Annotated in this window: 16 protein-coding genes; 6 read left to right on the top strand and 10 right to left on the bottom strand. The window is 62.5% G+C overall.

Features of this window, described 5'->3' with window-relative positions; genetic code table 11:
- Positions 1 to 9 precede the first annotated feature (9 nt).
- Positions 10 to 531 (top strand): ribosome biogenesis factor YjgA, encoded by a 522-nt coding sequence (gene yjgA / locus ABQX22_RS16115; RefSeq protein WP_349800857.1) that lies wholly within the window; start codon positions 10 to 12, stop codon positions 529 to 531.
- Positions 532 to 587: 56 nt separating this feature from the next.
- Here the strand turns inward: yjgA and tldD are convergent, their stop codons facing one another.
- From tldD to mreB, 8 genes are all read right to left on the bottom strand, one after another.
- On the bottom strand, positions 588 to 2,027 hold the full coding sequence (gene tldD, locus ABQX22_RS16110; protein WP_349800856.1) for a metalloprotease TldD: 1,440 nt from the start codon (positions 2,025 to 2,027) through the stop codon (positions 588 to 590).
- A 2-nt stretch (positions 2,028 to 2,029) separates the two neighbouring features.
- Positions 2,030 to 2,881, bottom strand: a complete 852-nt coding sequence (locus tag ABQX22_RS16105) for a carbon-nitrogen hydrolase family protein (protein WP_349800855.1) — start codon at positions 2,879 to 2,881, stop codon at positions 2,030 to 2,032.
- A 209-nt stretch (positions 2,882 to 3,090) separates the two neighbouring features.
- Complete coding sequence (locus ABQX22_RS16100; protein WP_349800854.1) at positions 3,091 to 6,906, bottom strand: YhdP family protein; 3,816 nt, start codon at positions 6,904 to 6,906, stop codon at positions 3,091 to 3,093.
- A 184-nt stretch (positions 6,907 to 7,090) separates the two neighbouring features.
- The gene (rng, locus tag ABQX22_RS16095; protein ID WP_349800853.1) at positions 7,091 to 8,548 is read right to left on the bottom strand and encodes a ribonuclease G; all 1,458 of its coding nucleotides are present in this window, start codon (positions 8,546 to 8,548) and stop codon (positions 7,091 to 7,093) included.
- Complete coding sequence (locus ABQX22_RS16090; RefSeq protein WP_349800852.1) at positions 8,545 to 9,156, bottom strand: Maf family protein; 612 nt, start codon at positions 9,154 to 9,156, stop codon at positions 8,545 to 8,547. Before ABQX22_RS16090 ends, rng begins: the two co-directional genes overlap by 4 nt.
- Before the next feature lie 199 nt (positions 9,157 to 9,355).
- Positions 9,356 to 9,847, bottom strand: coding sequence for a rod shape-determining protein MreD (gene mreD / locus ABQX22_RS16085; RefSeq protein WP_349800851.1), 492 nt, complete (start codon positions 9,845 to 9,847; stop codon positions 9,356 to 9,358).
- Positions 9,848 to 11,014 carry a rod shape-determining protein MreC gene (gene mreC, locus ABQX22_RS16080; protein WP_349800963.1) on the bottom strand — a complete coding sequence of 389 codons (1,167 nt, stop codon included), beginning with the start codon at positions 11,012 to 11,014 and terminating at the stop codon, positions 9,848 to 9,850. It lies immediately after the preceding gene.
- A 206-nt stretch (positions 11,015 to 11,220) separates the two neighbouring features.
- Positions 11,221 to 12,258, bottom strand: a complete 1,038-nt coding sequence (mreB, locus tag ABQX22_RS16075; protein ID WP_020292894.1) for a rod shape-determining protein MreB — start codon at positions 12,256 to 12,258, stop codon at positions 11,221 to 11,223.
- A 206-nt stretch (positions 12,259 to 12,464) separates the two neighbouring features.
- Between mreB and gatC the strand changes: the two genes are divergently transcribed.
- The 5 genes from gatC to ABQX22_RS16050 all read left to right on the top strand — a co-directional run bounded on the left by gatC (position 12,465) and on the right by ABQX22_RS16050 (position 17,297).
- The gene (gatC, locus tag ABQX22_RS16070) at positions 12,465 to 12,752 is read left to right on the top strand and encodes an Asp-tRNA(Asn)/Glu-tRNA(Gln) amidotransferase subunit GatC (RefSeq protein ID WP_349800850.1); all 288 of its coding nucleotides are present in this window, start codon (positions 12,465 to 12,467) and stop codon (positions 12,750 to 12,752) included.
- Between the two features lie 15 nt (positions 12,753 to 12,767).
- Positions 12,768 to 14,219: an Asp-tRNA(Asn)/Glu-tRNA(Gln) amidotransferase subunit GatA gene (gene gatA / locus ABQX22_RS16065; protein WP_349800849.1), complete on the top strand. Its 1,452-nt coding sequence runs from the start codon at positions 12,768 to 12,770 to the stop codon at positions 14,217 to 14,219.
- A gap of 11 nt (positions 14,220 to 14,230) precedes the next feature.
- The gene (gene gatB, locus ABQX22_RS16060) at positions 14,231 to 15,676 is read left to right on the top strand and encodes an Asp-tRNA(Asn)/Glu-tRNA(Gln) amidotransferase subunit GatB (RefSeq protein WP_349800848.1); all 1,446 of its coding nucleotides are present in this window, start codon (positions 14,231 to 14,233) and stop codon (positions 15,674 to 15,676) included.
- 132 nt (positions 15,677 to 15,808) lie between these two features.
- Positions 15,809 to 16,180 (top strand): septal ring lytic transglycosylase RlpA family protein, encoded by a 372-nt coding sequence (locus ABQX22_RS16055; protein ID WP_349800847.1) that lies wholly within the window; start codon positions 15,809 to 15,811, stop codon positions 16,178 to 16,180.
- A gap of 76 nt (positions 16,181 to 16,256) precedes the next feature.
- Positions 16,257 to 17,297, top strand: a complete 1,041-nt coding sequence (locus ABQX22_RS16050) for a calcium/sodium antiporter (RefSeq protein WP_349800846.1) — start codon at positions 16,257 to 16,259, stop codon at positions 17,295 to 17,297.
- Positions 17,298 to 17,414: 117 nt separating this feature from the next.
- Here ABQX22_RS16050 and ABQX22_RS16045 read toward each other — a convergent pair whose 3' ends face one another.
- Complete coding sequence (locus ABQX22_RS16045; protein WP_349800845.1) at positions 17,415 to 18,356, bottom strand: AEC family transporter; 942 nt, start codon at positions 18,354 to 18,356, stop codon at positions 17,415 to 17,417.
- Between the two features lie 197 nt (positions 18,357 to 18,553).
- Positions 18,554 to 20,113 carry an alkaline phosphatase D family protein gene (locus tag ABQX22_RS16040; RefSeq protein WP_349800844.1) on the bottom strand — a complete coding sequence of 520 codons (1,560 nt, stop codon included), beginning with the start codon at positions 20,111 to 20,113 and terminating at the stop codon, positions 18,554 to 18,556.
- Positions 20,114 to 20,186 lie beyond the last annotated feature (73 nt).

Genomic DNA, 20,186 nt, shown 5'->3' with positions numbered 1-20,186 from the left:
ACTGCCCCCATGGTTGATTCTTACGACGACTCCTTCGACGGAGAGAAAAGCAAAACCCAGGTCAAGCGAGAGCTGCATGCTCTGGTTGAGCTTGGCGAACGCTTGACGACTTTCAAGGCCGATGTACTGGCCAAACTGCCTTTGACCGACCCGTTGCGTCGAGCACTGGCCGATGCGCCCAAGCACACCGCGCACATCGCGCGTAAACGCCACATCCAGTTCATCGGCAAGCTGATGCGCGATCAGGACCTGGACGAGATTCTGGTGCTGCTCGATCAACTCGACGCCTCTACACGCCAATACAACGAACGCTTCCACAATCTGGAGCGCTGGCGTGATCGCCTGGTGACCGGCGCCGACGATGTCCTGGACAAGTTCGTCACCGAGTACCCGGAGGCCGATCGTCAGCAATTGCGTTCGCTCATCCGTCAGGCTCAGCACGAAGCCGCGCAAAACAAGCCACCGGCTTCGACCCGTAAAATCTTCAAATACATCCGCGAACTGGACGAAGCCAAACGCGGACTGCGCTAACAACGACGCGCCGGGCAAGCCACTTGCCCGGCGCCGCTCAATTCATTTTTCGCCCGTCAAGAACCGGTACCGCCCACGGTGATCGCATCGATCTTCAGGGTCGGCTGACCGACGCCCACCGGCAATGACTGCCCGTCCTTGCCACACGTGCCCACGCCACTGTCCAGCGACAGATCATTACCGACCATCGACACCCGGCTCATCGCTTCAGGGCCGTTGCCGATCAACGTCGCGCCTTTGACCGGCGTGGTGATTTTGCCGTCTTCGATCAGATAGGCTTCGCTGGTGGAGAACACGAACTTGCCACTGGTGATGTCGACCTGACCGCCGCCCAGATTCGCGCAGTAGATCCCGCGTTTGACCGATGCAATGATTTCCGCCGGATCGCTCTGGCCCGCCAGCATGTAGGTGTTGGTCATGCGCGGCATCGGCAGGTGTGCGTACGACTCGCGACGGCCATTGCCGGTTCGGGCCACACCCATCAGCCGCGCGTTCAACTTGTCCTGCATGTAGCCCTTGAGCACGCCGTTTTCAATCAGCGTGGTGCACTCGGTCGGGGTGCCTTCGTCGTCGACGCTCAACGACCCGCGACGGCCGGCCAGGGTGCCGTCGTCGACAATGGTGCAGAGCTTGGACGCGACCATCTCGCCCATGCGGCCGCTGTAGGCCGAGCTGCCCTTGCGGTTGAAATCGCCTTCCAGGCCGTGCCCGACCGCTTCGTGCAGCAGCACGCCGGACCAGCCGGAACCCAGCACGACCGGCAACGTGCCCGCCGGCGCCGGGATGGCTTCCAGATTGACCAGCGCCTGACGCAACGCCTCGCGGGCATAACCCATGGCGCGGTCGTCGCTGAGGAAATAACGGTAATCGGTGCGTCCGCCGCCGCCATGCCCGCCGCGCTCGCGACGGCCATTCTGCTCAACGATGACGCTGACGTTGAAACGCACCAGCGGCCGCACGTCAGCGGCCAGGCTGCCATCGGTGGACGCCACGAGAATACGTTCCCAGACCCCGGCCATGCTGACCGTGACCTGTTGAATGCGTGGGTCCAGCGCGCGGGTCGCAACGTCGATGCGCTTGAGCAGCTCGACCTTCTCGGCGCGGGTCATGACTTCAAGCGGATTGTCAGGCCCGTACAGCTGGGCGACGTCCTGGGTGGTGAACGCCTGAACCCGGCCGTTCTGCCCGGCGCGGGAAATCGAACGGGCGGCACGCGCGGCCAGGGTCAACGCTTCGGGGGTGATGGCGTTGCTGTAGGCGAAGCCGGTTTTCTCGCCCGACTGGGCGCGCACGCCGACGCCTTGATCGAGGTTGAAGCTGCCTTCTTTGACGATGCCGTCTTCCAGGGCCCAGGATTCGGAAATCTGCCCCTGAAAATACAGGTCAGCGGCGTCGATGCCGGGTCCGGCCAGCTCGCCCAACACCGATTGCAGGCTGTCGATGCTCAGGCCGCCGGGCGCCAGAAGGTGTTCGCTGACAGAGGACAAGTCGCTCATATTCACTCCGGGGTATTAGCAGGCCGCACAGCGTCCTGCGAAAAAAATCGCCGGTGATTCGACACCGGCATCCGCGCCCGTATGGACGCTTGCTCTTGACTGTCTCTGTCGGCCAGCAGCACGGCTTCACCCTGTGCCTGCTCGGCCAGCACGCGGCCCCATGGATCTATGATCGCCGCGTGACCAAATGTTTCCCTCGGCCCTGGATGTACCCCGCCTTGCGCGGCTGCCAGCAGGTAGCACTGGGTTTCGATAGCACGTGCGCGGAGCAGGATTTCCCAGTGCGCCGCACCGGTGACGGCGGTAAAGGCCGACGGTGCGGTAATCAATTCAGCGCCCGCTTCCCGCAGCGAGGTGTACAGCTCGGGAAAGCGCAGGTCGTAACAAACCGTGAGTCCCAGTTTCCCCACCGGCGTATCGACCACCACCACGTTGTTGCCGTGGGCGTAATCGTCGGATTCCCGGTAACGCCCGCGGCTGTCGGCCACGTCTACATCGAACAGGTGCAGCTTGTCGTAGCGCGCTGCGGTTTCGCCATGTTCGTCCACCAACAGGGAACACGCTGTGACTTTGCCGTCCGGCCGATCATCGGGCGGCAGCGGTAACGTCCCGGCCACTATCCATAACTTGAGGTCGCGAGCGGCCAGTTTCAACCATGGCAGGATCGGTCCTTGGCCACGGGCCTCCGCGCGACCGATCTCGGCGACGTCGCGGCGGCCCATGGCGGCGAAGTTTTCCGGCAACACCGCCAGCCTGGCGCCGGCGTTCGCCGCCTTCTCCAGCAGGCCACGCGCCTGAGCCAGATTGCCCAAAACGTCGCTCTGGCTGACCATCTGAATCACGGCAAAGGACATAGCGGCTCCTTGAAAGATAGACCTGCACTCTACTCCAAGCGTTGCGGGTCGGCTTGTTTGGTGACCCATCACCCGCCTGTGTGACGATGGTGTCTGTAGGAGCGCGCTTGCCCGCGATGAGGCCGGTACATTCGTTAGAGCCGTGGTGGATGTGCCAATGCTTTCGCGGGCAAGCGCGCTCCTACAGGGGGGTTCGAGACCGTGTCCCGCTACTTCGGCGCCTTAAACGGGCTGTCGAAGGTGATTTTCGGCTCTTTCAACGGGCCTTCTACGTTGTATTGCACGCTGGCCATGCGCGACACGCGGTCGCCCAGCAGCTTGTCGACCAGGAACAACGCGCCGCCAATGGCCGGCGCACCGACAATCAACGCAGCAATCGGCAGGTTATTGGTCACCGGCAGGGTCACCAGCACCTTGGCATCGACGCGGTCCTTGACCATGTCCAGCGTCCCGTTTAGTTCAAGGTTGCTGGAGGGGCCTGTCAGGGTAATGGGGTCGCGCGTGACGTAAACGCCGTCGCTGGCGACCAGCAGGCCCTTGACCTTGTCGTAGCTCAGGCCCTTGCCGAGCAGGTCCGAGAAGTCCAGGCGCAGGCGCCGGCCGATGGAGTTGAAGTTCAGCAGACCAAACACGCGCAACGCCGCCGCCCCGCCCTCGACTTCGACAAACTGGCCGCTGCGCAACGTGGCATCCAGGTTGCCGGAGTACCGCTTGAGCCCGACCCAGGCAGGCGACCCGGGCCAGCGGCCGTCGGCATTCATTTCGAATTCCTGACTGGTGACGGTAGGCGCAAAACCCCATGCCTTGAGAATGTCCGCCAGATTCTTGCCCGTCACCTGGCCCTTGAACCAGCTGCTGGTGGCGCCCGGCGCTCCCTCCCAGCCGCCGCTGCCCTTGAGCAGCATGCCTTTGAGGCCCATGTCCATGTCGGCCAGTTGCAGGCCGTTGGCGGTCGGGCGAATTTTCAGCGACCAGGTGCCGAGCAGTTGATCACCCTGAAACACCTGGGTGATCTTGATGTTCATCGCCGGAATCTTGCGTGGGTCAACGTCAGCCAGGGGATCCGGGGCGTTTTCCACCACGGCCGCGTTGGGGTCCGGCGCGGGCAGGCGGACGTACAGCAAGTTGATGTCAACCGGCGAGGTGGCGCTGTCGGGCAGCGTCGCGGTGCCCTTCATCAGTGAGCTGTCCAGCGCCAGCGCCCAGGCGGCGTTCTGCCGATTGAGCTGAACACTGGCCTGATTCAGCGTCGAGCCGAATGCCGTGAGCGCGCCAATTTGCACGTCAACGCTGTTGAGCAGCTTCTTGGCGCTGTCGCCTGGGTCTTCACCGGTGTATTTGGTCACCGTCGCCTGCCATGGCGCGATGTCCAGAGTGGGCAACGATCCCCGCACTCTCAGGCCCTTGGCGTCGGGGACAATCGCCCCGCCCTCGCCCAGGAACAATTCACCTCGACCGTCCGCGAACTTGCCGCCGGGCGCAGCGAAGGCGAAGTTGGCCAGGTTGCCGTAACCCGCGTTCAACCGCCGCTCGGCGCCTTGCAGGTTCATGCTGAAATCGCTGTCGCGGACATCGTCCGCCGTTTTACCGAAAGGCGCCGGCAGATCGATTGCCAGCCCCTTGAGACTGGAGTTGATCTGCAGCTTGCTGTCGGCGCCATTGAGCGTGACCTGCAATTGATACGGCAGCTCGCCGGATACCGGCAGCGATTGGGTCACCCCGAGCCAGTCAGTCAGGGGCTTGACGCCGATCAGGCTGCTGGCGGTAATCCGTGTCACCGGCGCGCCGAGCTTGCCCTCGGCGAAGATTTCCGCCGCGACAGGTTTTTCGAAAGCGATCGCCTTGATGTTTTTACCGCTCAGCCCTTTGGCCAGGTCGAACCGGAAATCGCCCTTGAGTTGCGTCAGTTCCAGCACCGGTTCGGCGAGCTGCAGTCGCGCGGCATCGGTCTTGAAATCCACCGCGACTTTCGGCTCCTGGCCCTTGACCAGAGGGATGTCCAGGTTGATATGGCCCTGCAATGGGCCGTCTGCCTGCCAACCGGCAAACGTTTCGGCCGTCCCGATGGGCGCTTCCTGAAGGATTTTCACGCCATCGGCCAGCTTGCCGGCGAAGTCGCCATCCACCAGCAGGTGGCTGGGTTGACCCGCCGGGACGTGCGGCACATTCACCGACACCTTGCTGACCTGGGTATTGAGCAGTTGGCCTTTGGTGGCACGAATCCGCACCCCGCTGTTCTCGACAAACACTGTCCCGTCGACGCCCGTCAGCTGCGGCCAGCCCGGCTGGAATGCCAGATTGGCGTTGCGCACCTTGAAGAACAGGCTGATGACCCGGGACACGTCCGACGCGTTCTTGTTGATCGAGCCCTGATACTGGAAAAAACCCTGATCGACATTGCCACTCAGGATTGCCGTTCGCAGCCACTCGTCGAGGGCCGGGCTCAGCACTTCGGGCAGGTACTTGGAGGTGTAGCGACCATCGCCATCAACCATGCCGACGCGCAGGTCCAGGTAGTCTTCCTGGCTGTGGTCGAAATGCAGCCGAAGCATGAAGTCACTGGCGATTTTTCCTTCGTCGCCCAGCACTTTGATGTAGGGCGCGACCAGCGTCAGGCCTTCATCGTCCCGCGTGTACGTCAGGCGTGCTTCTGCATGCTTGTAGCGCCACTCGTTGGCGAAAATCGGGTCCAGGTGCAGCATGAAGTCGTCGGTGTTGACCCTCAGTTCGCCCTGCCCCAGATCGCCGCTGATCGCACCACTGACATTCGCGGCAGCCGGTGCGCCGCGGTAGGCATCGAACGCAACCTTGTCCAGATTGGCGGCAAAGCTCAAGCGCTTGGCGCCAGTGACATTGGGCCGATAATCGATGAGCGCGTTGCGCAGCCCGCCTTTGACGTTCAGGTGATCAATCACCACCATCACCTTGTCGGGTAACGGGGCGAGGGAATCAATCAGCGGCGTGATCGGCGTGAGATCCAGGCGATCAGCCTGTAGGTGCCACACCTCATCGCTGTCGGAAGTTGCGACGGTCTGTTGAAGCTGCAGGCGGCTTTCCCAGCGCTTGTCGCCCAGGTTCATGGCCAGCGAATCCAGCGTGATAGCGAGGCCCTGGTCGTTATGTTGAGCCCAGGCATTGAGCGACAGGTTCTCTATCTTGCTGGCCTTGCGGTTCGCGTAGGCACCTTCAAACAACGGCGCGTTCAGCCGCGCGGCCGCACTCTGGACCGTGCCCTTGCCCCAGTTCACCCACAATTCGCCCCCAGCCTTGAGGGTGTTCAGTTTCCAGTCGCGGGTCAGGCTTTTCGGCAACCAACGCGCCCAGTCTGTCTGCGGCAGGCTCAAATAGGCATCCGCCTCGCCATCACGCCAGTCTTTTGCCCGCACGCGGGATGCGATGTCCAAGGCCAGCGGCTGGCCGTCCGGCAAGGTCAAACGGGCATCCAGGCGCTGACGGGCGCTGCCGGTTTTGAGCGTCAGGCTGACATAGGTCAGGGCCATGGGCGCCTGGCCAAACGGTTTGAGGGTGATCTGGCTGTCGAACACCGACAGACGCGAGACCATTTGCATCCGGGTCAGAATCTGTTCGGGGTCCAGGAGTGTGTCGGGGCTGAGCGGCAAGCCCTGCAAGGACCAATGCCCGGCCTGGTCTTCACTGAGGCTGATCTGCAAACCGTCGAGCTCGACGTTGGCAATGCGCACCTGACGGGCCAGCAGCGAGGCCCAGAGGTTGGGCAGGGCGCGCACCTGATCGAGCCGCACGGCGCTGGCACCCTCGCCCAGCGTCACGTCATGGGCGACGAACACCGGGACGAAACCGCTCCAGCTGCCCTCCAGACGGCCGATGCGCAGTGGCATGCCGATGGCGGCCTGGGCTTTGTTTTGCACCTCGACACGGTATTCGGCCACCAGCGGCGCGAGTTGGCGTCCGACGCTCACGTAAAGCGCGGTCAGCACCACCACCAGGGCGCACAGGATCAGGCCCCAGCGCAAAAGAGTGGCGATCAGACGGGTCAGACGCTCCATGTCGCCGCGCCTCCGATCAGGACGAACAGCATCCGCTTGGGTCCTGCAGGTGTCGGTGCGTCCGGGAGGTGCTCATTTGCCACGCAACATTCTCTTTAAAGGGCTTCCATGCCGTCTGAGCACTGGGCTCGGTGTCGTGATCTTCATCGCCCCGCCATTCCCGGCAGAGCGCGTGCAAGCACAGTCAGAGCAGTACAACGTCGTATTGTTCCTGCGAATACATGGTTTCTACCTGAAACCGGATCGTACGTCCGATAAAGGCTTCAAGCTCGGCCACATTGCCGGACTCTTCGTCCAGCAATCGATCCACCACCTTCTGGTTGGCCAGCACCCGGTAGCCCACCGCCTGATAGGCACGCGCCTCGCGCAGGATCTCGCGGAAGATCTCGTAGCAGACCGTTTCAGGGGTCTTGAGCTTGCCTCGGCCCTGACAGCTGGCGCACGGTTCACACAACACTTGTTCCAGGCTTTCACGGGTGCGTTTGCGCGTCATCTGCACCAGGCCCAGCTCGGTGATGCCGATGATATTGGTCTTGGCGTGGTCGCGTTCGAGCTGTTTTTCCAGGGTGCGCAGGACCTGACGCTGATGCTCGGCGTCTTCCATGTCGATGAAATCGATGATGATGATCCCGCCCATGTTGCGCAGGCGCATCTGCCGGGCGATGGCGGTCGCGGCTTCCAGGTTGGTCTTGAAGATGGTCTCTTCGAGATTGCGATGGCCGACGAACGCCCCGGTGTTGACGTCGATGGTGGTCATGGCTTCGGCTGGATCGATCACCAGGTAACCGCCGGATTTGAGCGGGACCTTGCGCTCCAGGGCTTTCTGGATTTCGTCTTCGACGCCGTAAAGATCGAAGATCGGTCGTTCGCCAGGATAATGCTCCAGGCGGTCGGCGATTTCCGGCATCAGTTCAGCCACAAACTGGGTGGTCCTCTGGAAGGTTTCACGGGAATCGATGCGGATTTTTTCGATGCGCGGGCTGACGAGGTCGCGCAATGTGCGCAGCGCCAGGCCGAGGTCTTCGTAGATGACGCTGGGCGCGCCGATGGTCTTGATCTGATCGCCGATCTGATCCCACAGCCTGCGCAGGTAGCGGATGTCCATCAGGATTTCGTCGGCGCCAGCTCCTTCGGCCGCCGTGCGCAGGATGAACCCGCCCGCTTCCTTGATGCCTTCCTGGGCCACGCAGTCGCTGACCACTTTCTTCAGGCGCTCGCGTTCGGCTTCGTCTTCGATTTTCAGGGAAATACCGACATGCGCCGTGCGCGGCATGTACACCAGGTAGCGTGAGGGGATCGACAGTTGAGTCGTCAATCGCGCGCCTTTGCTGCCGATCGGATCCTTGGTGACCTGCACCACGAGGCTCTGGCCGTCGTGGACCAACGAGGCGATGCCCTCCACCGCCGGGCCTTCGCGCATGGAGATTTCGGAGGCATGAATGAACGCGGCGCGGTCCAGACCGATGTCGATGAACGCCGCCTGCATCCCGGGCAGGACGCGCACCACCTTGCCCTTGTAAATATTGCCGACGATGCCGCGGCGCTGGGTGCGCTCGACGTGGACTTCCTGCAACACGCCGTTCTCGACGACGGCCACACGCGACTCCATCGGCGTGATGTTGATCAGAATCTCTTCACTCATGACTTGTTACCTTCCAGGCATTGCCAACAGGGTATGCCGAAACGCTGGAGGATTTCTGCGGTTTCGCACAGCGGCAAACCGACCACGGCCGAATAGCTGCCGTTCAGGCTTTCAACGAAAACCGCGGCCAGCCCCTGGATGGCGTAGCTGCCGGCTTTGTCCTGCGGCTCACCACTGGCCCAGTAGGCGCGCGCTTCTTCGGGCGCGAGGGCGCGAAACTTCACGCGGCTGCTGACGGTGCGGGTTTCGCAGCGCTGCTCATCAACCACGGCGACGGCGGTCAACACCTCGTGCTCGCGGTCCGACAGCGCCGTCAGCATGGCCAGGGCGTCTGCCTCGTCGACCGGTTTGCCGAGAATCTTGCCGTCGAGGACCACGGCGGTGTCCGCACCCAATACACAGGCGCTGGAGTAGGCAGGATCATTGGCCAGAGACAACAGGCCAGCGTCGGCCTTGCCCCGCGCAAGGCGCTCGACATAAGCGGTGGGGGTTTCGTCGAGGCGGGGGGTTTCGTCGATGTCGGCGCTGAGCGTGGTGAACGTCACGCCGATCTGGGTCAGCAATTCACGACGTCGAGGGGAGCCAGAGGCCAGGTGAAGTTGGGGCATGGGACGTCTCCGTGTCAGTGAATATCAGCTTGATGGCTTGAAGGGCAGTCGATACCAACTCGCTCATGTACAACAGGCACCCTGTGCGGATTCTGTGGGAGCAAGCTTGCTCGCAAAGTGCCTGTCCGGTTCTCCAGCATCCAGCCCCAGAGCATCGCGAGCAAGCTCCCTCCCACCCGGCAGGCGGGTCTTCACATCCTCAATTTATCTTCAATCGCATGCGCAGCCCGCGCAAACCATAGCTCACCCACGGCCAGAGCAGCGCACTGACCAGCGCCGGCAAGACCAGCGCCAGGGTCGGTTGGCGGTTGCCGGTCAGGGCGCTGAGCCACAGCTGGACCAGCTGCGCCAGGCCGAAGATCACCAGAATCACCAGGCATTGCTGCCACATCGGGAACATCCGCATACGCTGCTGAAGAGAGAGCACCAAGAATGTGATCAGGGTCAGGATCAATGCGTTCTGGCCCAATAAGGTCCCGTACAACACGTCTTCGGCCAGACCGAGCATCCAGGCGGTGACCATGCCGACCTTGTGCGGCAGCGCCAGCGCCCAGAACGCCAGCAGCAGGGCGAGCCAGAGCGGACGGAAGATTTCCATGAATTGCGGCAGCGGTGAGACGCTGAGCAGCAGGCCGACGGCGAAGGTCAACCAGACGATCCAGCCGTTATTCGGGGGGGCATGACGAGCCATTTATTCTTCCCTCTGCCGTGACGTTTCAGGCGCGGACGTCGCGGGCGCAGCCGCCGGTGTTTTGGTCGCGGCGGGTTTGGCGGGCGGCTTGGCAGGCGGTTTGGAAACGGTTTTGGTGGCGGGCGTCTTGGTGGCCGCAGCAGCGGGTGTGGCGGCTGGCGCGCTGGCCGCCGCCGGGGCTGCATGGCTGGCCGATCCCGGCTTGGACGGCGTCGTGGCGGCCGGTTTCGTCGCCGCTTCCGCACCGGCGGGCAGCGTCGCCGACGGCACCACCGCAGGGTCCGTCGCCTGACGCTCAAGGGATTCCTGCTGCTGTGCGGCATCGGCGGCGCGCTCTTCGGGCGAGCGCCCGTCAGAGAACACCAGCAGCAAATAACGACTGCGGTTCAATGCAGCCGTCGGGACGGCCCGCACGATGGCGAACGGCTGACCGGAGTCATGAATCACTTCCTTCACCGTTGCCACCGGGTAACCGGCCGGGAAACGCTGACCCAGGCCGGAACTGACCAGCAGATCGCCCTCTTTGATGTCGGCGGTGTCCGCCACGTGGCGCAATTCGAGGCGCTCCGGGTTACCGGTGCCGCTGGCGATGGCGCGCAGGCCGTTGCGGTTCACCTGGACCGGAATACTGTGGGTGGTATCGGTCAGCAGCAGCACACGGGAGGTGTACGGCATTAATTCGACGACTTGGCCCATCAAGCCTCGGGCATCGAGCACCGGCTGGCCGAGTACGACGCCGTCGCGCTCGCCCTTGTTGATGATGATGCGGTGCGTGAAGGGGTTGGGGTCCATGCCAATCAGCTCGGCGACCTCGACCTTTTCGTTGACCAGTGCCGAAGAGTTGAGCAATTCGCGCAGACGCACGTTCTGCTCCGTCAGGGCCGCGAGTTTTTGCAGGCGCCCTTGCAGCAGCAGGTTTTCGGTCTTGAGTTTTTCGTTGTCGGCGGCTAATTCCGTGCGGCTGCCAAACTGACTGGCGACGCCTTGATAAAGGCGCTCCGGCAGATCAGCGATCCAGTAGGACTGCATCAGCACCAGCGACATCTGACTGCGGACAGGCTTGAGCAAGGTGAACCGCGCATCCACCACCATGACCGCAACGGACAGCACGACCAGCACCAGCAGACGAACGCCCAGAGACGGGCCTTTTGAGAAAAGCGGTTTAATAAGCCGCTCCTTCCAGGCATGCGTTCGAGGGATTTCGCTTCGATTGGCTGTGCTTATTCATGCGACTTGAAACCGGCCCGGTGCAGATTGACGGAAAGTACAGACTGACAGACTTTGGACGCCATGGGTGGCATCTACAAAACGAACACACAGGCAACACCGGGGGTGCCGCCTGTCGGGTTCATCACAGGTGCAACTCTAGCGCGTTACTCGCTGGAGAGCAGGTCCATGGTGTGTTTGTCCATCATTTCCAGGGCACGACCGCCGCCACGTGCAACACAGGTCAGCGGGTCTTCGGCGACGATGACCGGCAAACCGGTTTCCTGGGCGAGCAACTTGTCCAGATCGCGCAGCAACGCGCCGCCACCGGTCAGGACCAGACCGCGCTCGGCGATGTCCGATGCCAGTTCAGGTGGAGACTGCTCCAGGGCGCTCTTCACGGCCTGCACGATGGTTGCCAGGGATTCCTGCAACGCTTCGAGCACTTCGTTGGAGTTCAGGGTGAAGGCACGTGGGACGCCTTCGGCCAGGTTACGACCGCGTACGTCGACTTCACGTACTTCGCCGCCTGGATAGGCAGTGCCGATTTCCTGCTTGATGCGCTCAGCGGTGGATTCACCGATGAGGCTGCCGTAGTTACGGCGTACGTAGGTGATGATCGCTTCGTCGAAGCGGTCGCCGCCAACGCGGACGGATTCTGCGTAAACCACCCCGTTCAGGGAGATGAGGGCGATTTCAGTGGTACCGCCGCCGATGTCGACCACCATCGAACCGCGTGCTTCTTCAACCGGCAGACCGGCGCCGATAGCGGCAGCCATGGGCTCTTCGATCAGGAACACTTCACGGGCACCGGCGCCGAGAGCCGATTCGCGGATGGCACGACGCTCAACCTGGGTGGATTTGCACGGAACGCAGATCAACACGCGCGGGCTTGGCTGCAGGAAGCTGTTTTCGTGAACCTTGTTGATGAAGTACTGGAGCATTTTTTCGCAGACGCTGAAGTCGGCGATGACGCCGTCCTTCATCGGACGAATGGCGGCGATGTTGCCCGGGGTACGGCCCAGCATCCGCTTGGCTTCCATCCCGACAGCAACCACGCTCTTCTGATTTCCGTGGGTCCGAATGGCCACAACCGATGGCTCGTTAAGGACAATACCGCGCTCACGCACGTAAATAAGGGTGTTGGCAGTGCCCAGGTCGATGGAAAGATCGCTGGAAAACATGCCACGCAGTTTCTTGAACATGGGAGATGGACCCTAGGGAGCGCGTGGGTAAAAAAGTGCGGCAAACTCTAACAACGACAGGGATTTTGGGCAAGGAGCCAATATGTTAAATTGGCTGTTTTTCCAAGCACTACCCTCGACGTTCGCGGCCTTATGACCGGTTAAAGCGTGTAGTGTTCCGCAATCTGACGTACGGCGATGGCCTACGCATTCCACTGGAGAACCCCATGGCGCTTGATCGCTCCGACGTGGAAAAAATCGCTCATCTGGCCCGACTGGGTCTGAATGACGCCGATATACCACGTACTACCGAGGCACTTAACAGCATTCTGGGGCTCGTCGACCAGATGCAGGCGGTCGACACCACCGGTATCGAACCCCTTGCACACCCGCTTGAAGCGTCTCAACGCCTGCGTGAAGACACCGTCACCGAAGGCAACCACCGTGACACGTATCAAGCCATCGCACCAGCGGTCCAAGACGGCCTTTATCTGGTTCCGAAAGTCCTCGACTAAGGGAATGTGCCTGCAATGCATCAAATGACACTGGCAGAGATCGCTCGCGGCCTCGCTGAAAAAAAGTTTTCCTCCGAAGAATTGACCCGCACGCTGCTGGCGCGAATCGCTCAGCTCGACCCGCAGATCAACAGCTTCATCACCCTCACCGAAGACCTGGCCGTCACTCAGGCCCAGGCCGCTGATGCCCGACGTGCCGCTGGCGAGAATGGCGCGTTGCTCGGCGTTCCGCTGGCCCACAAGGACTTGTTTTGCACCAAAGGCATCCGCACCAGCTGCGGGTCGAAGATGCTCGACAACTTCAAGGCGCCGTACGATGCCACCGTGGTTGCCAAACTGGCCGCTGCCGGCACCGTGACCCTGGGCAAGACCAACATGGACGAGTTCGCCATGGGTTCGGCCAACGAGTCCAGCCACTACGGCCCGGTGAAAAACCCGTGGAACCTGGACCACGTCCCCGGCGGCTCGTCCGGTGGTTCGGCGGCGGCAGTGGCCGCGCGTCTGTTGCCTGCCGCAACCGGCACCGACACCGGCGGTTCGATCCGTCAACCGGCCGCACTGACCAACCTGACCGGCCTGAAACCGACTTACGGTCGCGTTTCGCGCTGGGGCATGATCGCCTACGCGTCGAGCCTTGATCAGGCCGGCCCCATGGCTCGGACCGCCGAAGACTGCGCCCTGCTGCTGCAAGGAATGGCCGGCTTCGACACCCATGATTCCACCAGCATCGACGAACCGGTGCCCGATTACGCCGCCAGCCTCAACGGCTCGCTGCAGGGTCTGCGCATCGGCGTGCCGAAGGAATATTTCAGCGCCGGTCTCGATCCACGCATCGCCGACCTGGTCATGGCCAGCGTTGAAGAGCTGAAAAAGCTCGGCGCGGTGGTCAAGGAAGTCAGCCTGCCGAACCTGCAGCACGCGATCCCGGCGTACTACGTGATCGCCCCGGCTGAGGCATCCTCCAACCTGTCGCGTTTCGACGGCGTGCGTTTCGGCTACCGCTGCGAAGACCCCAAAGACCTGACCGACCTGTACAAGCGCTCCCGCGCCGAGGGTTTCGGCCCGGAAGTGCAGCGCCGGATCATGGTCGGTGCCTACGCGCTGTCCGCCGGTTACTACGACGCGTATTACCTGCAAGCGCAGAAAATCCGTCGCCTGATCAAGAACGACTTCATGAACGCGTTCACCGAAGTCGACGTGATCCTCGGCCCGACCACGCCGAACCCGGCCTGGAAGATCGGTGCCAAGAACAACGACCCGATTTCCGCGTATCTGGAAGACTTCTACACCATCACCGCCAACCTCGCGGGCCTGCCGGGCTTGTCTATGCCAGCCGGTTTCGCTGACGGTCTGCCGGTGGGCGTGCAGTTGCTCGCGCCCTATTTTCAGGAAGGCCGTTTGCTGAACGTTGCCCATCAGTATCAGCAGGTCACTGATTGGCACACGCGTTCGCCGGCCGGCTTCTAAGGAGAAAACACATGCAATGGGAAGTCGTGATCGGGCTGGAGATTCATACCCAGCTCACCACCCAATCGAAGATTTTCTCCGGTAGCTCTACAACGTTCGGCTCCGAGCCCAACACGCAGGCCAGCCTCGTCGACCTGGGCATGCCCGGTTCGCTGCCGGTGCTGAACAAGGAAGCCGTGCAAATGGCGGTCAAGTTCGGCCTGGCCATCGACGCCGAGATCGGCCAGCACAACGTGTTTGCGCGCAAGAACTACTTCTACCCGGACCTGCCCAAGGGCTACCAGATCAGCCAGATGGAATTGCCGATCGTGGGCAAAGGCCATTTGGACATCACCCTGGAAGACGGCACCATCAAGCGCGTCGGCGTGACCCGTGCGCACCTGGAAGAAGACGCCGGCAAAAGCCTGCATGAAGATTTCAGCGGCATGAGCGGCATCGACCTGAACCGCGCCGGCACGCCGCTTCTGGAAATCGTTTCCGAGCCGGACATGCGTTCGGCCAAGGAAGCGGTGGCGTACGTCAAGGCGATGCACGCGCTGGTTCGTTATCTGGGCATCTGTGACGGCAACATGGCCGAAGGCTCGCTGCGCTGCGACTGTAACGTGTCGATCCGTCCGAAAGGCCAAGTCGAGTACGGCACCCGCTGCGAGATCAAGAACGTCAACTCGTTCCGTTTCATCGAGAAGGCGATCAACAGCGAAGTCCAGCGCCAGATCGAACTGATCGAAGACGGCGGCCGGGTCATCCAGCAGACGCGTCTCTACGACCCGGCCAAGGATGAAACCCGCGCCATGCGCAGCAAGGAGGAAGCCAACGACTACCGTTACTTCCCCGATCCTGACCTGTTGCCGGTGGTCATCGAGGATTCGTTCCTCGATCAGGTCCGTGCCACGCTGCCGGAGCTGCCGCCGCAAAAGCGCGAGCGCTTCCAGTCGCAGTTCGGGCTGTCGGTCTACGACGCCAGCGTCCTGGCGTCCAGCCGCGAGCAGGCCGATTACTTCGAGAAAGTCGTCAGCATCGGCGGCGACGCCAAGCTGGCGGCCAACTGGGTGATGGTGGAACTGGGCTCGTTGCTGAACAAACAAGGCGTCGAGATCGATGAGTCGCCGGTCACTGCCGAGCAACTGGGCGGCATGCTGCTGCGCATTACCGACAACACCATTTCCGGCAAAATCGCGAAGATGGTCTTCGAGGCCATGGCCAATGGCGAGGGCAGTGCTGATGAGGTCATCGAAAAGCGCGGCCTCAAGCAAGTCACCGACAGCGGCGCCATTGAATCAATGCTCGACGAAGTGCTGGCGGCCAACGCCGAACAGGTGGAGCAGTACCGCGCGGCAGACGAAGCCAAGCGCGGCAAGATGTTCGGCTTCTTTGTCGGTCAGGCGATGAAAGCGTCCAAAGGCAAGGCCAACCCGCAGCAGGTCAATGAGCTGCTCAAGAGCAAGCTGGAGGGTTGAAGAGCAATTGATCTGTAGGAGCGCGCTTGCCCGCGATTGCGTTGTATCAGACGCCAGACCCATGGCTGACCCACCGTAATCGCGGGCAAGCTCGCTCCTACATGTCTACCGACACCCAAAAGGACTTCCCCCATGCTGCGGCTCCTCAGCGCTTGCGCCCTGCTCTCCCTGCTGGCCGGTTGTGCCAGCGACGGCATCATCGATCCACACGGTTACAACGCCACCGGCAGCGCGTCCTATTACGCGGCCCGTCACCAAGGCCAGCGCACGGCCAGCGGTGAACGCTACGATCAAACCAGCCTGACGGCGGCGCATCGCCAACTGCCGTTCGGCACCCGCGTGCAGGTCACCAACCTGGACAACGACAAACAAACCGTGGTCCGCATCAACGACCGTGGCCCGCACACCCGTGGACGCCTTATCGACGTGTCACGCGCGGCCGCCGAGCAGTTGGGTATGCTACGCAGCGGCACCGCCAAGGTCCGCGTGCAAGCACTGGACTGACCCACCTCCCTGAACGCTGAAGGTACCCGCAATTCTCGAATTATCGACCCTGCCGCTGCCCAATCTGCTTGAGCTCGTGGGCGGCCTGCTGTTACTCGTCATTGGCGCAGAACTGTCGGTGCGGGCCGCCGTGGGGCTGGCGGTCATTTTGCAAACCCGCCCGCTATTCCTCGGCCTGACCGTGGTGGCGCTGGGCAGCAGCGCGCCGCAAATGGCGGTCGGCCTGCAGGCCGCGTTCTCCAGCAGCAGCGACATCGCGGTGGGAAGCGTCATCGGCAGCACCATCTTCAACGCGTTGGTGACCCTCGGTCTCTCGGCGCTGATCATTCCGCTGCGGGTCGCGCGGCAACTGGTCCGGGTCGATATTCCGCTGATGATTGCCGCCACGGCGCTGGTGGCCGGGCTGGCGTGGAACGGCGTGCTCAGCGCGCTGGACGGTGTGATTCTGCTCGTGGCCCTGGGCGGCTATCTGATGGTGGTGCTGCGTCAGTTCGCCCACGGCACCCGCCAGACCAGTCCGGTCGCGGATCGCTCACGCCGCAAGGCCGGTCCGCTGGCCATGCGGCTGTCGATGATGATCGGCGGGCTGGTATTGATGATTTACGGCAGCCATTTCCTGGTCAGCGCGGCCACGGTGATCGCGCAGGACCTGGGGCTGTCCGAGCGTGTGATCGGCCTGACGGTCATCGGCATCGCCACCTCGCTTCCGGCATTGATGACCTCGCTGATTGCCGCCCTGCGCGGCGAGCGCGACATTGCCGTGGGCAACGTGATTGGCAGCAATCTGTTCAATCTGCTGGGGGTGTTGGGCGCCACCGCGCTGATCAGCCCCGAGCCGTTGTCGATCTCACCCAATGCGCTGGATTTCGATCTGCCGGCGATGCTCGCCGCGGCGGCATTGACGCTGCCGCTGTTCTATTCGGGCTATCGGGTCACGCGGCTTGAAGGGTTGCTGCTGCTGGCGCTGTACGTGGTGTACGGGCTGCACATCGTGTCGTTCACCACCGGCATGCCATTGGCTGATCGGCTGGAAACACTGATGGTGCATTACGTGCTGCCGGTGCTGGCGGTCGGCATTGCGATCAGCACATTCCGCGCGTGGCGGCGGCAGCATTGACGTCGGATGGCCTTTGTAGGAGCGCGCTTGCCCGCGATTGCGGTGGGTCAGATATCAATCATGGGAATGACACACCGCAATCGCGGGCAAGCGCGCTCCTACAGCCGTGAGGGACCTTTAAATCCACCCACCCCACTGCAAAACGAATATCCCGATATTGGTGGTCACCGCCGCCGCCAGGGTGGTCATGACGATGATCGCGGCCGCCAGTTCGTGATTGCCGTTGGCCGCGCGGACCATGACGTAACTGGCGGACGCCGTCGGCGCGCCGAAGTACAGGAACAGGATCCCCAGCTCCGCGCCGCGAAACCCCAGCACCCAGGCACCGAAGGTGCAGATGATCGGCAGCCAGACCATCTTCATCAGGCTGGCGCTGACCACCAGCTTGCCGCTTTCGCGCAGCGACTTGACCGACAGCGTCCCGCCGATGCACATCAAAGCCAGCGGCAGGGTCATCTGCGCCAGGTAGCTGCCGGACGCGTCGAGCCACTTGGGAAACGGGATCTGGAAATAGGCGAACGGCGTGGCCAGCACAATGCTGATGATCAGCGGGTTGGACGACACGCTTTTGAGGATGCTCCACGGGTCGGACTTGATCACCGGGCTGTACACCGCCAGCACCACCGTCGACAGGGTGTTGTAGAACAGGATCACCAGCGCTGCGAGGATCGCCCCCAGCGAAATGCCGTAATCGCCATACATACTGGCGGCCAGCGCCAGGCCGATGACGCCGTTGTTGCCGCGAAACGCGCCTTGGGTGTAGACCCCGCGCTCGGCGAACGGCACGCGATAGATCGCCCAGCCCCAGGCAATGGCGAAGCCGAACAGGGTGGCGATGATGAAGTAGATCAGCACGCCCGGCTGCAGCGCGGCGTGCAGGTCAGCGTGGATGATGCCCAGGAAGAGCAACGCCGGCATGGTGCAATTGAAGACGAGGGCCGACGCGGTGTGGATGAAGCTGTCGTTGATCCAGCCAACGCGCTTGAGGACGACGCCCAGGAACAACATGGCGAAGACCGGCGCCGTGATCGCCAGGGTCTGATAAAAAATGTCCAGCATTCGGCAAACCCTGTCCCGTCGTTAGGTGGCTAATGATAGGCCAGCGGGGACGGTTGTGGGGTGGGGAATTGCTTAGTTATCGTATGACCTCACCCCGTGTAGGAGCGCGCTTGCCCGCGAACGCATTCTGTCTGTCGACGGAAATGTAGCTGATCCACCGCAATCGCGGGCAAGCGCGCTCCTACAATTGCGTCATATCACGCGTTGGCAGGCACAAGCTTCTTCTCAAACACCGACACCCCGTCCAGATCACGCAGCGTCACAGTCAGCTCGGACGTCTGGCCGTCGATGTTCACTTCCCCGAAAAACTGATACCCGGCAAACGGTGACATGTTCTGCGCCGTCGGGGCTTTTTGAAACACCAGTTCGGGGCCGAAGGTCTTGTCCAGCGGATTGGGGCCGTAGGTCCCGGCATTCAGCGGGCCGGCGACGAACTCCCAGAACGGATCGAAATCCTGGAACACCGCCAGGTCCGGCTGATAGTGATGCGCGGCGCAGTAATGCACGTCAGCCGTCAGCCAGACGCAGTCCTTGATCTTCTGCGCCCGCAGATAGCCCAGCAGCTCGGCCACTTCCAGCTCACGGCCTTTCGGCGCGCCGTTGTCAGCGTTGGCGATGGCTTCCCAACGCGCCACGCCCGGGCTCACCTCCCCGTCCGGCACGCCGAGGCCAATGGGCATGTCAGCAGCAATGATCTTCCACTGCGCGCCCGAGGCCGCGAGTTCGCGCTTGAGCCAGTCCAGTTGTTCGCGACCGAGAAAGGCGGTGGTCGGCCCCGGTTTGTCGGCGAGGTTGGCGTCGTTGCCGTCGCGGTAGCTGCGCATGTCGAGCACGAACACATCGAGCATCGGGCCGTAACTCAGCTTGCGATAAACCCGCCCGCCGTTGTCGGCACTCTGCAACCGCATGGGCGCGTATTCCAGAAACGCCTGACGCCCGCGGGCGGCGAGCACCTGAATGTCTTTGACCTTGTAGCGGTCATCCAGCTGCTTGGTCGCCGACCAGTTGTTGCAGACTTCGTGGTCATCCCACTGCCAGATCTGCGGCACCTCGGCGTTGAAGCGGCGCAGGTTGTCGTCCAGCAGGTTGTAGCGATAGGCGCCGCGATACTCGTCCAGGGTCTCGGCGACCTTGCTCTTGGCTTCGGTGGTGATGTTGCGCCAGACGCGGCCGTTCTCCGCGACGATCTCGGCGGGCACCGGGCCGTCGGCGTAGATGGTGTCGCCGCTGTGGATGAAGAAGTCCGGCAGGCGCAGGCGCATGGCTTCGTAAATGCGCATGCCGCCGATGTCCGGGTTGATGCCGAAACCCTGGCCGACGGTGTCACCGCTCCAGACGAAGCGGATGTCGCGTTTGGTCTGGGGGACGCTGCGCAGGTGGCCGAACCAGGGTTCACTGGCGACCCCGGTCTGGGCGTCTTCGAAGGACACGCGGTAGAAGATCGCTTGATCGGTGGGCAGGCCGGTGAGTTCGACGCGGGCGGTGAAGTCGGTGCGCTGATCGGCCAGCAATGAAACGCTGCGGCGGGGGTTGGTGAACATGCTGCGCGTGTCCCACTCGACCACCATGCGGGAGGGACGGTCGCTGCGGCTCCAGACCATGGCCCGGTCGCCCTGCAGGTCGCCGGACTGCACGCCATCGGTCATTTTCGGGCGGTCTTTGACGGACGCGATGACCGCTGGGGCCAGCCCCGGAAGCAGCAGACCCGCGCCAGCGGCTTGAATGATGCGTCGGCGCGTCAGGTCGAATTGAGTCATTTTTATCCCCATCAGACGAATGCGAAGGGATAAAACCTACAGCGTGATGTTGGCTGGAATGTGACAGCAGTGA

The organism is Xanthomonas sp. WHRI 1810A (genome assembly GCF_040202885.1).
Taxonomy (GTDB): Bacteria; Pseudomonadota; Gammaproteobacteria; order Pseudomonadales; family Pseudomonadaceae; genus Aquipseudomonas.
The sequence above is the reverse complement of the archived record's forward strand: the minus strand, read 5'-3'. Positions and strand labels throughout refer to the sequence as shown.